14 protein-coding genes and 1 tRNA gene are annotated in these 13,156 nt (G+C 71.6%); 4 read left to right on the top strand and 11 right to left on the bottom strand.

Annotation, left to right across the window (positions count from 1 at the left end):
* Positions 1 to 195 precede the first annotated feature (195 nt).
* On the bottom strand, positions 196 to 3,201 hold the full coding sequence (locus IG84_RS0119190) for an AfsR/SARP family transcriptional regulator (protein ID WP_031058584.1): 3,006 nt from the start codon (positions 3,199 to 3,201) through the stop codon (positions 196 to 198).
* Positions 3,202 to 3,463: 262 nt separating this feature from the next.
* On the opposite strand from IG84_RS0119190, the gene IG84_RS42285 reads away from it, so the two are divergent.
* The gene (locus IG84_RS42285) at positions 3,464 to 3,853 is read left to right on the top strand and encodes a hypothetical protein (protein WP_245659417.1); all 390 of its coding nucleotides are present in this window, start codon (positions 3,464 to 3,466) and stop codon (positions 3,851 to 3,853) included.
* A 38-nt stretch (positions 3,854 to 3,891) separates the two neighbouring features.
* On the opposite strand, the gene IG84_RS41210 is transcribed toward IG84_RS42285, so the two are convergent.
* Positions 3,892 to 4,290, bottom strand: a complete 399-nt coding sequence (locus IG84_RS41210; protein ID WP_157848913.1) for a hypothetical protein — start codon at positions 4,288 to 4,290, stop codon at positions 3,892 to 3,894.
* 443 nt (positions 4,291 to 4,733) lie between these two features.
* Here IG84_RS41210 and IG84_RS0119205 point away from each other — a divergent pair, with 443 nt between their 5' ends.
* Positions 4,734 to 5,438, top strand: coding sequence for a hypothetical protein (locus IG84_RS0119205; RefSeq protein ID WP_157848914.1), 705 nt, complete (start codon positions 4,734 to 4,736; stop codon positions 5,436 to 5,438).
* Positions 5,439 to 5,501: 63 nt separating this feature from the next.
* Positions 5,502 to 5,756: a hypothetical protein gene (locus IG84_RS0119210; protein ID WP_211266485.1), complete on the top strand. Its 255-nt coding sequence runs from the start codon at positions 5,502 to 5,504 to the stop codon at positions 5,754 to 5,756.
* A gap of 175 nt (positions 5,757 to 5,931) precedes the next feature.
* On the opposite strand, the gene IG84_RS0119215 is transcribed toward IG84_RS0119210, so the two are convergent.
* From IG84_RS0119215 to IG84_RS0119240, 6 genes are all read right to left on the bottom strand, one after another.
* Complete coding sequence (locus IG84_RS0119215; protein ID WP_031058596.1) at positions 5,932 to 6,342, bottom strand: rodlin; 411 nt, start codon at positions 6,340 to 6,342, stop codon at positions 5,932 to 5,934.
* 416 nt (positions 6,343 to 6,758) lie between these two features.
* Complete coding sequence (locus IG84_RS0119220) at positions 6,759 to 7,046, bottom strand: hypothetical protein (protein WP_031058598.1); 288 nt, start codon at positions 7,044 to 7,046, stop codon at positions 6,759 to 6,761.
* Between the two features lie 362 nt (positions 7,047 to 7,408).
* On the bottom strand, positions 7,409 to 8,128 hold the full coding sequence (locus tag IG84_RS0119225) for a chaplin (RefSeq protein ID WP_031058601.1): 720 nt from the start codon (positions 8,126 to 8,128) through the stop codon (positions 7,409 to 7,411).
* Positions 8,129 to 8,263: 135 nt separating this feature from the next.
* Positions 8,264 to 8,497 (bottom strand): chaplin, encoded by a 234-nt coding sequence (locus IG84_RS0119230; protein WP_031058604.1) that lies wholly within the window; start codon positions 8,495 to 8,497, stop codon positions 8,264 to 8,266.
* A 368-nt stretch (positions 8,498 to 8,865) separates the two neighbouring features.
* Positions 8,866 to 9,276, bottom strand: coding sequence for a rodlin (locus IG84_RS0119235; RefSeq protein WP_030260220.1), 411 nt, complete (start codon positions 9,274 to 9,276; stop codon positions 8,866 to 8,868).
* A 207-nt stretch (positions 9,277 to 9,483) separates the two neighbouring features.
* Positions 9,484 to 9,729 carry a chaplin gene (locus tag IG84_RS0119240; RefSeq protein WP_031058608.1) on the bottom strand — a complete coding sequence of 82 codons (246 nt, stop codon included), beginning with the start codon at positions 9,727 to 9,729 and terminating at the stop codon, positions 9,484 to 9,486.
* Between the two features lie 370 nt (positions 9,730 to 10,099).
* Between IG84_RS0119240 and IG84_RS0119245 the strand changes: the two genes are divergently transcribed.
* Entirely contained in the window at positions 10,100 to 10,339 is a 240-nt protein-coding gene (locus IG84_RS0119245; RefSeq protein ID WP_031058610.1) for a chaplin, read from the top strand.
* Positions 10,340 to 10,409: 70 nt separating this feature from the next.
* On the opposite strand, the gene IG84_RS0119250 is transcribed toward IG84_RS0119245, so the two are convergent.
* The 3 genes from IG84_RS0119250 to IG84_RS0119260 all read right to left on the bottom strand — a co-directional run bounded on the left by IG84_RS0119250 (position 10,410) and on the right by IG84_RS0119260 (position 13,109).
* Entirely contained in the window at positions 10,410 to 10,640 is a 231-nt protein-coding gene (locus IG84_RS0119250) for a hypothetical protein (RefSeq protein WP_031058613.1), read from the bottom strand.
* Between the two features lie 721 nt (positions 10,641 to 11,361).
* Positions 11,362 to 11,435: transfer RNA gene (locus IG84_RS0119255), tRNA-Thr, on the bottom strand.
* An 81-nt stretch (positions 11,436 to 11,516) separates the two neighbouring features.
* The gene (locus tag IG84_RS0119260) at positions 11,517 to 13,109 is read right to left on the bottom strand and encodes an alpha/beta hydrolase (protein ID WP_031058616.1); all 1,593 of its coding nucleotides are present in this window, start codon (positions 13,107 to 13,109) and stop codon (positions 11,517 to 11,519) included.
* Between the last annotated feature and the right edge of the window lie 47 nt (positions 13,110 to 13,156).

Raw genomic sequence — 13,156 nt, forward strand, 5'->3', positions numbered from 1 at the left:
GACCACCCACCCCTGCCAGGTACCGGAGCCCATGACAACTCCCACCACAATTGCACCAGTTTATCCGTTTTCCTATTCGTGTGCGCCAGGCGGGCTAAGCAGACCCGGTGCAATCAGGACACGGACGGCACCCGACAAGGGGTAAATACGAGGGGTAATTCACTGGCCATGGATTGAGCGCGCCGGCCCAGCACGTCACACGAGGGTGCGCAACTCCGGCAGCACATCGGCGTCCGTTCCGTCCAGCGCCTTCAGCGACAGCCGCCACTGCTCGTCCGATTCCGCCGCGCGCCCGAGGGTGCGCAGCACGTGCCCGTACTCGTACCGCGCCTTGCCGGCGGTGTACGCGTCGCCGCGCAGCTCGGCCAGGTCCAGCAGCGTCTCGCACTCCCGCGCGGCCCGCTCCGCCCGCGCCAGCGTGCGCAGCGCGCGGATCAGCCCGAGGCGCGTCTCGGAGACCGTGTGCCAGTCGGTGGAGTCCTCCAGCGAGCGCAGCGCCTCCTCGAACTGACCGACCGCGGCCTCCGGTTCACCGAGCGTGAGGTAGGCGCAGCCGATGTTGCAGCGCGCCGTCTGCTGCAACCGTGCGCTGTCCAGCCGGACGCCCGCCTCCAGGCTCCGCCGGTGGTACTCGATGGCCTTGCGCGCGTCGGTCAGTTCGTAGAGGTTGCCCAGGTGGCTCAGGCAGATCGCCACCGCGTGGTCGTCGCCCAGCCGGTGCGCGTACGCGAGCGCCTCCTCCTGCGCCGCCGCCGACTCCTCGGCCCGCCCCAGTACATACAGGAGCAGCCCCCGGTTGCTGAGCACCCGCTGCAGCCACTCGTCGTCACCGAGCAGCCGCGACCGGGCGATCGCGTCGTCGATCAGTACGAGCGCCTTCTCGTAGCGCCCCGACATGAAGTACGCGCTGGCCAGGTCGCTCATCGCCACCACCTCGGCGCCCGCGTCCCCCGACTCCCGGGCCCCTGCTCGCGCCAGGTCGCTGAGATTGGCCAATTCCTGTGTGCGTCCGCGGCGTTGCAGATAGGGCGCGAGCATCCGTACGAGCGTCACCGCAGCGTCCCTGCCGTACTCGGTACGGACGTGCCGCGCCACCAGGCCGCTCATGACGGCCAGCTCCCGGTCGCCCCAGCAGAACGCCGCCTCCGCGTCCGCGAACGGCGCCGCCGCCTCCTCCGGCTCGCCCGCCAGCCGCAGCGCCTGGAAGGGCGAGGGCGGCAGGAGGACCCGTACGGACTGCGCGGCCCGGGCGGCGAACCACTCCACGCCGCGCCGCTCCGCCGCCTCCCGCTCCGCCGCGTCCTCGTGCTGCGCCGCCAGTTCCCGCGCGAAGTCCCGCACCAGGTCGTGCGGCGCGTACCGGCCGAACGCCACCTCCTCCAGCAGCGCCACGTCCACCAGCCGGTCCAGCGCGGCACAGGTCCGCCGGGTATCGGCGTCCATCAGCCGGGCTGCCAGCTCCGTCTCGTACTCGGGCAGGTCCAGCGCGCCCATCCGGCGCAGCGCCAGCGCCGCGTCCCGGTCGGCCGGGCGCTCCGACGCCACCAGCGCGTCGTACGCGACGGCCAGCGAGCGCCGCACGCTCAGATCGTCGTACTCCAGGTGGTCCAGCCGCCCTTCCTGCCCGTCCAGCAGCTCCACGAGCGCCTCCACGGTCAGCGCGCGGCGGGCCGCGAGCCGCGCGGCGACCACCCGCAGCGCCAGCGGAAGCTGCCCGCACAGCTCCGCCAGCCGCCGGGCCGCCGGGCTGTCCGCCGGTACCCGGCCGTGTCCCGACACCCGGCTGATCAGGTCCACGCTGTCCCGCTCGGCGAGCCGGGCCAGCGGCAGGTGCACCGCGCCGTCCAGCGCGGCCAGCGGCGACCGGCTGGTGACCAGCACCGCGCAGCCGGGGCCCGCCGGGAGCAGGGGCCGCACCTGGGCCGCGCCGGCGGCGTCGTCGAGGACGAGGAGGGTACGGGCCCCGGCGAGCGTCGAGCGGAGCAGCGCCGAGGCGGCGTGCACCTCGTCGGGCACCCGCCCGCTCGGCACCCCGAGGTCGCGCAGCAGCACCTCCAGCGCCTGGAGCGCGCTCATGGGCGCGACGCCGGGGTTGGCGCCGTGCAGATTGAGGAAGAGCTGTCCGTCCGGGTACTGCTCGCGCAGCCCGTGGGCGACGTGCACGGCCAGCGCGCTCTTCCCGACGCCCGCCATGCCGCTGAGTACGGCGGTCGCGGCCCGGCCGCCACGCGGGGCCAACGCCTCGTACAGCGCGGCGACCTGCTCGTCGCGGCCGAGAAAGGGGTCGGGCGGGGGCGGGAGTTGGGCGGGCCGGTGGGCGGTCTTCGGTTCCGTGGCGGTGGCGGGCCCCACGGGCGTGCCTACGGCGACGCCCTCGACGGCGTCCTCGGCCGCGTCCCCCTCGGCCGGCTCCGGGTCTGGGTCCTCCCGCAGCACTCCCGGGACCGCCTCGTCCTCCCGCAGCACCTCCTGGAGCGCTTCCTGGACGGCAGCGCCCGGCTCGACGCCCAGTTCCTCCACCAGCCGCCGGCGCAGCGCCTGGAAGACCGCGAGCGCCTCCGCCTGCCGGCCCGTCCGGCGCAGTACCAGCATCAACTGGCGGTGGAAGCCCTCCCGCAGCGGGTGCTCGGTGGCCAGCCGGCACAGCTCGGGGGCCAGCCCGCCGTGCCGCCCCAGCCGCAGCTCGGCCTCGTACCGCCACTCCAGCAACTGGAGCCTTTCCTCCTCCAGTTGCTGCACGAACGGCTGCGCGTCCAGCGCGTCGGACACCTCGGCCGGCAATCCGTCCAGCGGACGGCTGCGCCACAGCGCGGACGCCGTGGCGGCCTCCCCGAGCACCGCGGCCCAGTCAGTACGGGCATACGCCTCCCGGGCACGCCGTACCGCAGCGGTGAATTCCGTGCTGTCCAGCTCCCCCGCGCCGACCCGTAGCAGATAGCCCGGGGCCACCGACCTGAGCCGGCCGTCGCCGTCCGCGCCGAGCGTCCGGCGCAGCCGCGTGACGTGGTTGTAGAGCGAGGCGTTGGCCGAGGCCGGCGCGTGCCCGCCCCAGAGCGCCTCCTTGAGCACGTCGACCGGTACGACGCGGTTCGCGCGCAAGAGGAGGGCGGCCAGCAGCGCCTGGCCCTTCGCGCTGTTGAGGGGACGGGCCCCGCCCGCGCCGTCGTACACCGTCAGCGGGCCCAACAGGCCGAACCGCATGCTGCTCCTCCGTACCGGCCGACCCGTTGGCCACATGGTTGGGCACATGTTAGTCAGCCGTTGGACCCGTCCGATGAGATCGTCACATCGGATCCGGCCCGTCGGTGCGCCGGCGCGCACACCGCCCGTCGGGGGAGCGCAACCGCCGAGCCGGATCCGCAGCCATATACCGCCATCGGCCGGCCAGGGGTCCGGAGGTTTTGGCGGCCATCGAAGAGTGACAGGCTCTGGGGGACCGGTCAGGGACGACAGGGAGCCACGCTTGGAGAGCGATCAGAGCGGCCAGATCGACCAGAGCGACGACAGCGGCAGCAGCGGCCGCGGCGGCGACGGACGCGGCGATGGTGACGGCCGCGGCGGCGACGAGGGACGTGCGGGCGCCCGCGACGGCGCCCCGGACGAGGCCGTACGGCAGCAGGCCGTCACCCTCGTCCAGCGCATCCTGGACGGCGAGTACGACGGCGAGGCCGGGCTCTATGCCCACCTGGACTGGCTGGAGCAGGCCCTGCAGTGCCGTTACGTCAGCGACTTGATCTTCTGGCCCGACGTACCGCCCACCGCCCAGGAGGTCGTGCGGCAGGCGCTCGCCTTCGGCCCGGCCATCCCGCGGCCGCGCGACTGCCCGCCGGACCGTACGAACGCCGCTCGCTGAGCGCCGCCCGGTACTGCCTCACCGCAGGTGCGGCGCCCTCACAGCGGGTGCGAGGCGGCCACCGGACGCGGCGCGACGGGCACCCTGCCCCTGCGCACCATCGAGGGCGGCACCACGGCAGGAAGCCGCCCGCCGGACGGTCCCCCGGGGCGGCCAGGTCCTCCCGGGCCGGAGCCCGGACCGCCGGGCCCCTGGCCGGTGCCGCGCACCGTGTCGTCGTGCGGCCACAGGGCGGCGGGCCGCCGGACGATGCCCGCCCGCCATTCGGCCAGCAGCCGGTCGTAGATCGGGGTCGGCTCCATCGCGGGGCGCGGCACGACTCCCGGGCGCTGTCTGTCGAGAAAGAGCTCCACGCCGGGGTTCAACTCATGCCCATGGCCGCGGGTTGCGGCCCGCGCCCGTACCGGTACGGAATACGCCTGCACCGGGGACGGCATGAAGATACGTTCCCTCAGCCGTACGAACGCGCCTCTGCCCGGAGGCGGGACGGTGCCGGAGGGTGAAGACGGCACCGCCCCGCGAAGGCCCACGCATCACGGCCAGTGACACGTTCCGCCACACCCAGTGCAACGCCGGCATGGTCCGGGAGGTAATGACTCCGGACTCGGTGCCACCCGGCCGTGCGCCCTGGTGGTGTCCGCGCCGCCACGAATGGCCGCAGCCCCGCCGTCTTCGCCGCTCAGGCCGAAACGGCAGGTCAGACAATACGACCGCAACCGGCTGCCCCTGACGGGACGTTGCCGATGAATTGCGCGCGGCGGCCGTCCTTTGCACCGTGACGGTATCTCGGCGTTCCCCCGACGCACCGCTCGGCGGTGCCGCTCGTCGGCACTGCCGCGCCGACCACCGCCACTCCTACCGGTCACCCGAAAGGACCACCATGCGCATGCTCCGGAAGCCCGGACTCATCGTCACCTCCGCCGCCTGCGGCGCCCTCGTCCTCGGCACGGCCGGCCCGGCCGCCGCGTCCACCGCCGAACGGAACGCCGCCCCGCCCGACGCGGCCGTCATGGCGTCCGGCGCCGACACCCCCCAGAAGGGCAACGAGTCCGGCGGCCTGCTGGGCGCCCTCAGCGACGTGCTCCATGTGGTCGGCGACGCGCTGAAGGACGACGACGACAACTCCACCGCGCACACCAAGACCGAGGCCCAGGCCATCGCCGCCGAACTCGCCAGGCTGCAGGGGCGCGACGCGCGGCCGGCTCCGGGCTACTCGACGGACCAGTACGGGCCCACCGGTACGGACGCGTCCTCCGACGTGTACGCCCAGGCCGATCCGTACGCCGGCAGCACCCCGTACGCCGCGCCCGCTCCGTACGCGCCCGCCGGCCCCGCCCGCGCGGACGCCGCCGGGAGCCCGGAGCAGACCGGCACCCGGGCGCCGGCCGCCGCCGGGCCGCGGGCCCGCGCCGTCGGCGATCTCCAGTCGAAGATCGAGGCGCTGGTAGAGGCCCTCGGCGCGCGCGACCGGGACGACGTGGTGACCGCCGCGCAGCAGACCCTCCTCGCCGCCGGCGACCTGGCGAGGACCATCGCCAAGAGCCCGCAGGAGCCCTGGGCGCAGGAGGAAGCAAGCCCTCAGTAACTCCTTCGGCCCACACCCGGCATAACCCGCGGCCGGGGCGAGCGGTTGTACGTCGACGTGGACATGAAGGACGACGACGAGCACGCGGACCCGCAGCCTCCACGCGTGCCACGGCCCGGCCGCTGGGTACGGGAGGAGCCGACGCCGATCTACGACCGGCTGCTGGCCGAGTGGCACGCGCGGGGCCCGTTCCCGCCCCGCCGCGAACTCCCCGACGACGCCGAGCCGCAGGCCGGTCCGCGCGTCCCGCCGCTCAAGCCGCCGCGCGTACCCGGCCCGCCGCGCCGGCCACCCCGCCAGCGGCCGTACGAACTCTGAGCCGTACATGAGGCCCGCCCCGGTCCGCCGCCCACCCGCGGCGGCCGGGGCCATGGCCGTGCCCACGCCTGGAGGCCTCGGGCCTCGGGCTTCGGGCCTCGGGCTTCGGGCCTCAGAGCAGCAAGAAGCCCGGGCCGTCCCCGCGGAGGAGGAACGGCCCGGGCTCTCGTCACACTCAGCTGTTGCCGGTGCCGTTCCCGGACAGCACCGGAATGTCGTCGAGCAGGTGCGACAGCGCCTCGTCACCCTTGTTCTGGGTGGAGTTCTCGGTGCACTGCTGGTTCTGCGGCGAGGAGAGGACGTTGATGTCCTGGACCGTGATCGGGATGAGGCCGATGAGCGAACCGACGTTCAGCTTGGCCGGCAGGCCGATGCAGGGCTTGTTGAGCGAGCCCTGGATCAGACCGATCTGCGGGCTCATGTTGCCGTGGGTGGTGGAGTTGCCGAACGACTGCGACGCACCGTTGCCGCTGACGGCGGTGGCACCTTCGTCGTCACCGACGGCCATCGCCTGGGGAGCGGCGGCGGCCGAGGCACCGACGATGGACGCTGCGACTGCGGCCGAGGCCATGAACTTCTTGATCACGATTCACCCTTCTTGTTACTGAATGCCCGCATCCGGAGCGCTCTGCCCAACTCTTTTCAGCGGGTTTGGTTTTGCACTTTCACCCATATGGTTCTTCGCCCGGGCGTCTCATTCACCGCGACGGCACAGCCGTACGGTGGAATACGCGGATCCCCGGGCGCGTATTCGACCCGAGAAATCCCGCAGGCAATCCCGCGAAAGCGGACCGACGGCCGGCTTCCGCCGTTCGACGGTAAATTCGGCGGTGCGCCGAATAACGGGCCGGAGCAAGGTATGTTGATCGAGCGGCCGATCAGCGGGGGCGATTCCGATCCCCTTCACCTGGAACCGTCCTCGCGGTCGCGGGCCCGGACGGGCCGTACGCCGTCCCGCTGCACGGCGGCTGATCCTTGCGCCGGATCGGCCGCCCAGCGGCGTTACTTCCCGATCGGCAGGCCGGCCAGCGGAAGATGCCCCGCGAGTCCGGTGGCGCCGTCCACCAGGCCCTCGGCGTCGCCGCTGCCCAGCGCGTGCGTGGTGCGGTGCGCGTTGTCCACCAGCGGGTCGATCTCGGCCCTGCCTGCGTTCGCGAGCGCGTCGTTCAGCCCGGCGTTCAAACTCATGCTCGGGGAGGTCGAGGGGGCGGGAGCGGCGAGCGCGGGGGACGCGGCCCCCAGCGCCACCACCGAGCCGGCGAGGATCGCCGCGGTCTTCGCGAGCTTCATCTTCAACGTTCCTTTCCGCAGCGGCGAGGGCGACGAGGACGCCCTGCGCGTCGCGCAGGCAGTGTGGCGTCCCGTGCGTTCCGCCGCTGTCGTCATGGGTAACGAACCGGTCCGCACACGGAAACTGCGGGCCCGCTCCTTTTTCCCGTTCCACCCGAACGACGGGAATTCCGGCGACCCTCCCGGAGTTTCCGTTCGCCCACTTCCCGGACGCCCGCACATCCGTCCATAAGGAAATGTGAATTTCTCCCCGGCTGCCCGATCGGCTATACCGCTCGTACCGCTGTGCCGCTCACTCCGCCGTATTGCCCGGCGCCGCGCCGGGCACCGTGCACCGGGCATCGCGCACCGGGCAGCCGGCGTCAGCGCCTGCCCGGACGCGCCCGGCGGTACAGGATCGCCCCGCCGAGTACCAGCGCGGCGCCGGTACCGGCCGCGACGCCGATCTGCTGCGTACCGGTGTGGGCCAACTGCGTGCCCAGAGACCCCGGGTCGTTCGCCTTCCCGGCGCGCCGCTCCTCCGGTGCGGCCTGCCGCGGCGCGTCGGGCGTCACGTGCTGCGGTACGGACTCGTCCGCGTGCTCCTGCTCGTTCGACGACCCGGCGCAGTGGTTGCCGAAGACGGGGTTCAGCAGGCCGACGATGTCCGCGGTGTTGCCGCAGGCGTTCACCGGGACGTCGACGGGGGCCTTGGCGTCGTTGCCGGAACCCACGCCCGGTGAGTTCTGCGCCGAGCCGGCCGCGCCCGCGCCCTCTCCGGCGCCTTCCCCGGCGTCCTGCCCGGCGTCCTCGGCGGAGCGCTGCTCCTGCCCGCCCTGCGCCTGGTGGCCCGCGCCTCCCCCGTCACTGGCACAGCCGTTGCCGAAGGACGGGTTGAGCGCCCCGACGACGTCCGCGCTGTTCCCGCAGATGTTCGCGGGCACCTCCACCGGTGCGTGGACGTTGTTCCCGGAGAGCACTCCCGGGGAGTTCGCACTCTCACCGCTCGCCCCCGCGTCCGCGAACGCGGTGCCTCCGGTCACCCCGAGCACACCCGTGGTGGCCGCGGCGGCGAGGAGACCCTTTGCCAGGACCTGTCGCATTGGTCTTCCTGTCTTCGCTTGCCGTCGCGTAAGGGCTGCTGCCCGTACGCCCGTAACTACAAGGCGGCCCCGGGGCGCATGGCATGCGTCCCGAGGCCGTCCGGGTCGAACTCACAACTGCGTACGTCGCGGACGTCAGTCGTTGACGCAGGTGTTGCCGAAGGCGGGGTTCAGCAGGCCGATGATGTCGATGGTGTTGCCGCAGACGTTCACCGGAACGTGAACCGGAACCTGCAGAACATTTCCGGAGATCACACCCGGAGAGTTGTTGGCGGCACCGCTGGCGCCCGAGTCGGCGAACGCCGGCGCGGCGGTCCCCGCTGCCATCAGCGTTCCAGCGGCGACCGCGGCGACCTTCGTGTACTTCACTTTCAGCCCTTTCTGCAGCGGAGTTCGTAACGGTCACGACCTTCGTGCCGCACGAGCGCTATCCCGATCGCCCGTAACAACGCTGCCGTGTCTGGTAACGAGCACCCAGGGGAATCGAAACCCCACTGCTGGAACTTTCCTCGGAACACCCTCTAATGACCCAACGACTCGGCCTGAAGTAATGCTTGTAGGAATTTCCGCTCGTCGCCTCGCCGGCAGGCAATTCGGCCGTCAGGCAACTGAACTCCCCGCCCGGCAGTGGCCTTTGCGAGCACACGGCAGCCTTTTCGGGCACGCGAAAAGGCCCGGACCGCCCAGGAGGAGAGGACAGGCGGTCCGGGCCTTCGCGGCCGGTGAGCCGGTGAGGATCAGCCGTTGCCGGTGCCGTTCGCCGACAGGATCGGAACCCCGTCCACGATGTGCGACAGGGGCTCGTCGCCCTTGTTCTGACTGGAGTTGTCGGTGCACTGCTGGTTCTGCGGGTTCGCCAGCACGTTGATGTCCTGGACCGTGATCGGGATGAGACCGATGAGCGAACCGATGTTGGCCTTGAGCGGCAGACCGACGCAGGGCTTGTTCAGCGTGCCCTGAACCAGGCCGAGCTGCGTGCTCATGTTGCCGGCCGTCGTCTGGTTACCGAACGACGACGAAGAACCGTTGCCGCTCAGGGAAGTGGCACCGCCGTCGTCACCGAGCGCCAGCGCCTGCGGGGCCGCTGCAGCCGACATGCCCACAATGGACGCCGCCACGGCACCCGTGGCAAGAACCTTCTTGAACACGATTCACCCTTCTCAATACGGAATGCCCGTAGTCGGAGCGAACTGGTCAACGTGTTCCGGGGAGTTTGGTTGCGTGCTGTCACTCGAATGAACGCGCAACGGCACGGCGGCCTGACGCCCCGAAGGACATCGGACCACCGCGCCGTGTGGAAACGGGTCCGCGGCCGTTCGGCCGGCCGGATCACCGGCCTGCGCCGAGCACTCCCGTCAGTGGTTGACGCACGGGTTGCCGAAAACCGGGTTGAGCGCGCCGATCACCGTGACGGTGTTGCCGCAGGCGTTCACGGGGACGTGCACCGGAACCTGGACGACATTTCCGGACCCGACACCCGGGGAGTTCTCGGCGGCGCCGTGCGCGCCCGCGCCGGAGGTGGCGGACGCCATACCGGAAGCACCGAGCACCGCGGCCCCGGCCATGGCGGTGAGCAGGGCGGTCTTGGCAACGCGCGACATAGCAGTACCTCTTCACTGAACAGCGGACAGTAACGTCGGCTTCGATTTCCGTCGCCCAGTTGGGCTAACAGACCGATCAACGCATCAACAGCCCGACGGGTGCGGCCCCGGCCGGGTGAACCACTGGTCAGATGTACGGATCGCGGTGTACGGATCGCAACACGCCGAAAGCGGCTCGTGCGGCCGGTCCGCAGTCCGGCGTTCAATACCCACCAGAATTCAGAATGCAGCCGGTCGCTCCTGCACATTCAGCGCATTGAGCCGATCGAAGGTTTATCGGCGGCTGCCCGTAGCCGATGGACCGGATCTGCGTTCAGCACGGTGCGGCGCCCGTCCGGAGCCGCGGTAACCATCCCTGGAGGGACTCCCCATGAAGACTGCCCACAAGGCCGCTATGGTCCTGGCCGCCGCCGGCCTCGCCGCGGGTGCCGCTTCCGGTTCCGCGATGGCCGACAGCGGTGCCAGCGGCGCTGCGACCGGTTCGCCCGGCGTCGTGTCCGGCAACGCCGTCCAGGTCCCGGTCCACATTCCCGTGAACGTCTGCGGCAACTCCATCAACATCATCGGGCTGCTGAACCCCGCCTTCGGCAACACCTGCGTCAACGACTGACGTTCGCGCACCAGCAGGCAGCGAGGAAGGGCCCCGCGGAAGCGGGGCCCTTCCTCCTTTCCCGCGCCCCTCAGAGGATCCCGAGGCCGAGGTCGACATTGATCAGGTTGTGGTCGTGGTGGTGCCAGCCGTCGTGCCAGCCCCAGCAGTCGTACCCCCAACCCCACCCGCAGGGGCCGGCCGCCGAAGCGGTCGTCGGTGCGGCGGCCGGCGTCTGAGCCGAGGCCACTCCGGACAGCGGGACGACCGCTGCTGCGGTGAGTGCGGCGGTGGCGGCGAAGCGTCCGATGAACTTGCGCATGGTTCTCTCCTTCTGCGCATGAATGGGACATAAAAATGATTACAGCCCCACCCCATTGGCCGCTCGCTCAGACTTGCGAATAACTCCACTGGCGCAATCCACCGGACCCGCTGTCGCGACAATTCCCCGGCGGCCTTACGCTGCCCCGTAACGCCCCGACGCTTGACCATTCAATCGAATGGCGCAACACACCGAATGGCGAATCCCGGGCACAACGAAGCCCGGAGAAAAGCAAGCGTGGCCCGGCGCGAGAATTCGCCCGCCGAAGACAGCGAAGACGGCGAGGGGTCGCCGCCGGGTACGTGAGTCGGCACCGGCGGCGACCGTGCGCGAGAAGGCGTGGCTCCCCGTCCCCGTCTCCTGGCGCTTTTTTCGCCCGTCACCGGCCGCCGGAAGCGCGGGATGTTCCCGGCGGGACAAGTCCGGGAGGGCGGGGCCGGAAGAACCGCATGTCGCCGCAGACTCAGCGGATCTCCGGCCGTCTGTGGGCCCGGACGACGATCTCGGGGGCTCGGAGATCCCTGCACCCGCATGCACGGGTGGTCCTGTACGACTCGACCCTACGACCCCCACCCCCGCCCGCACACCCTCATTTCCCGACAGATCCCCACCCCGGCCCAGGCCCCCGGACCCCGGCTGCGCCCCGCGCTCCAGCGGTGCTTCACGTCCGACAACGGAAGAAGCCCCAGGTCACGGTGTGACCTGGGGCTTCCCCTCGCCGAGCCGCCTAAGGGAATCGAACCCTTGACCTACGCATTACGAGTGCGTCGCTCTGGCCGACTGAGCTAAGGCGGCGTGGTGCGCGGCCCAGTCTACACATGGCTGAGGGGTGGTTCGTAATCGGATTCGGAGGGGGTCCGGGGGGCGGTGGTGCGGTCAGGAGCAGCGCTTGTTCTTGGCGGGGGGCGTGCCCTCCAGGAGGTAGGTGTTCACGGCGGTGTCGACACAGTCGCTGCCGCGGCCGTACGCGGTGTGGCCGTCGCCGTCGTACGTGAGGAGGCGGCCCGAGGAGAGCTGGGAGGCGAGGCCGCGGGCCCACGGGTAGGGGGTGGCCGGGTCGCGGGTGGTGCCGATGACGAGGATCGGGGCCGCGCCCTTCGCCTCGATGCGGTGCGCCTCGCCGGTGGCCTTGGCGGGCCAGTACGCGCAGTTCAGCGGCGCCCATGCGAAGTTCTCGCCGAAGACCGGGGACGCCTTGCGGAAGGCGGGGAGCGCGGCCTCGACCTGCGCGGTCGAGGAGAAGGCGGGCGGCAGGTCGAGGCAGTTCACCGCGGGGTTGGCGAACATCTGGTTGGCGTAGCTGCCGTCCGGGTCGCGCTCGTAGTAGGAGTCGGAGAGGGCGAGCAGGCCGCTGCCGTCGCCCTTCTTCGCCTTGGTGAGGTACTCGCGCAGCAGCGGCCAGGCCGTCTGGTCGTACATGGCGGCGATCACACCGCTGGTCGCGAGGGACTCGGTGAGCTTGCGGGACTCGCCGGTGGCGACCGGGCGCGCGTCCAGGCGGCGGAAGAAGGCGGAGAGCTGCTTGCCGGCGTCGGCGGTGCTCTTGGTGCCCAGGGGGCAGTCGCGCTTCTTGATGCAGTCGGCGGCGAAGGAGGTGAAGGCGGTGTTGAAGCCGGCGGTCTGGTCCTCGTTGAGCTGCCGGGAGGTCAGGGAGGGGTCCATCGCGCCGTCCAGCACGAGCCGGCCGACGCGGGAGGGGTACAGGCCGGCGTACGTCGCGCCGAGGAAGGTGCCGTACGAGGCGCCCACGTAGGTCAGCTTCCGGTCGCCCAGGACGGCGCGGAAGATGTCCATGTCGCGGGCCGCCTCAACCGTCGAGACGTGGCCGAGCACCTTGCCGGAGCGGGACCGGCAGCCGTCGGCGAACTTCTTGTAGGCGGTGGTGAGCTTCGTCTGCTCCGCCTTGTCGTCGGGGGTCTGGTCGACCTGGGTGTACCCGTCCATCTGCTTGTTCGTGAGGCAGCGGACCGGCTCGCTGCGGGCCACCCCGCGCGGGTCCATGGCGACCATGTCGTACCGGGCCTTCACGGCGGCCGGCTCCGGCGCGTACTGCTGGAGGTAGTTGATCGCCGAGGCGCCGGGGCCGCCCGGGTCGACCATCAGGGAGCCGATCCGCTTGCCGGGCCCGGTGGCCTTCTTGCGGGAGACCGCGAGCTTCAGGTCGGTGGCGCGGCTGGGCTTGGCGTAGTCGAGCGGGGCCCGGAGGGTCGCGCACTGGAAGCCCTTGGGGCCGCAGGAGTGCCAGCTCAGCTTCTGGTCGTAGTACGGCCGCAGGGCCGCCGGTACGGCCGTGGGCAGCGGGTCCAGGGGCTTGGTCGCCTTGTCGCTCTCCGGGCGCGCGTCGGGGCCGTGCTGGGCCGGTGAGGCGACGGCGTCGCCGTCCGGGCCGGCCGGTTTACTGCAGGAGACGAGCAGCGCGGCGGCCGCGAGCACGGCGCCGGAGGTGCGGAGCAGACGGCTGGTGTCCATGGGTACGGTCCCTCGTTCGGCGGCGGTGGCGGCACTCGGCTCGGTGA

This window comes from Streptomyces ochraceiscleroticus (assembly GCF_000720485.1).
In the GTDB taxonomy this organism is placed as follows: domain Bacteria; phylum Actinomycetota; class Actinomycetes; order Streptomycetales; family Streptomycetaceae; genus Streptomyces; species Streptomyces ochraceiscleroticus.

Bases quoted from the DNA above. Each gene is read 5' to 3' on its own strand.
- IG84_RS0119190 (WP_031058584.1), bottom strand. From the start codon at position 3,201: ATGCGGTTCGGCCTGTTGGGCCCGCTGACGGTGTACGACGGCGCGGGC.
- IG84_RS41210 (WP_157848913.1), bottom strand. From the start codon at position 4,290: ATGCCGTCCCCGGTGCAGGCGTATTCCGTACCGGTACGGGCGCGGGCC.
- IG84_RS0119205 (WP_157848914.1), top strand. From the start codon at position 4,734: ATGCGCATGCTCCGGAAGCCCGGACTCATCGTCACCTCCGCCGCCTGC.
- IG84_RS0119210 (WP_211266485.1), top strand. From the start codon at position 5,502: ATGAAGGACGACGACGAGCACGCGGACCCGCAGCCTCCACGCGTGCCA.
- IG84_RS0119220 (WP_031058598.1), bottom strand. From the start codon at position 7,046: ATGAAGCTCGCGAAGACCGCGGCGATCCTCGCCGGCTCGGTGGTGGCG.
- IG84_RS0119225 (WP_031058601.1), bottom strand. From the start codon at position 8,128: ATGCGACAGGTCCTGGCAAAGGGTCTCCTCGCCGCCGCGGCCACCACG.
- IG84_RS0119240 (WP_031058608.1), bottom strand. From the start codon at position 9,729: ATGTCGCGCGTTGCCAAGACCGCCCTGCTCACCGCCATGGCCGGGGCC.
- IG84_RS0119245 (WP_031058610.1), top strand. From the start codon at position 10,100: ATGAAGACTGCCCACAAGGCCGCTATGGTCCTGGCCGCCGCCGGCCTC.
- IG84_RS0119250 (WP_031058613.1), bottom strand. From the start codon at position 10,640: ATGCGCAAGTTCATCGGACGCTTCGCCGCCACCGCCGCACTCACCGCA.
- IG84_RS0119260 (WP_031058616.1), bottom strand. From the start codon at position 13,109: ATGGACACCAGCCGTCTGCTCCGCACCTCCGGCGCCGTGCTCGCGGCC.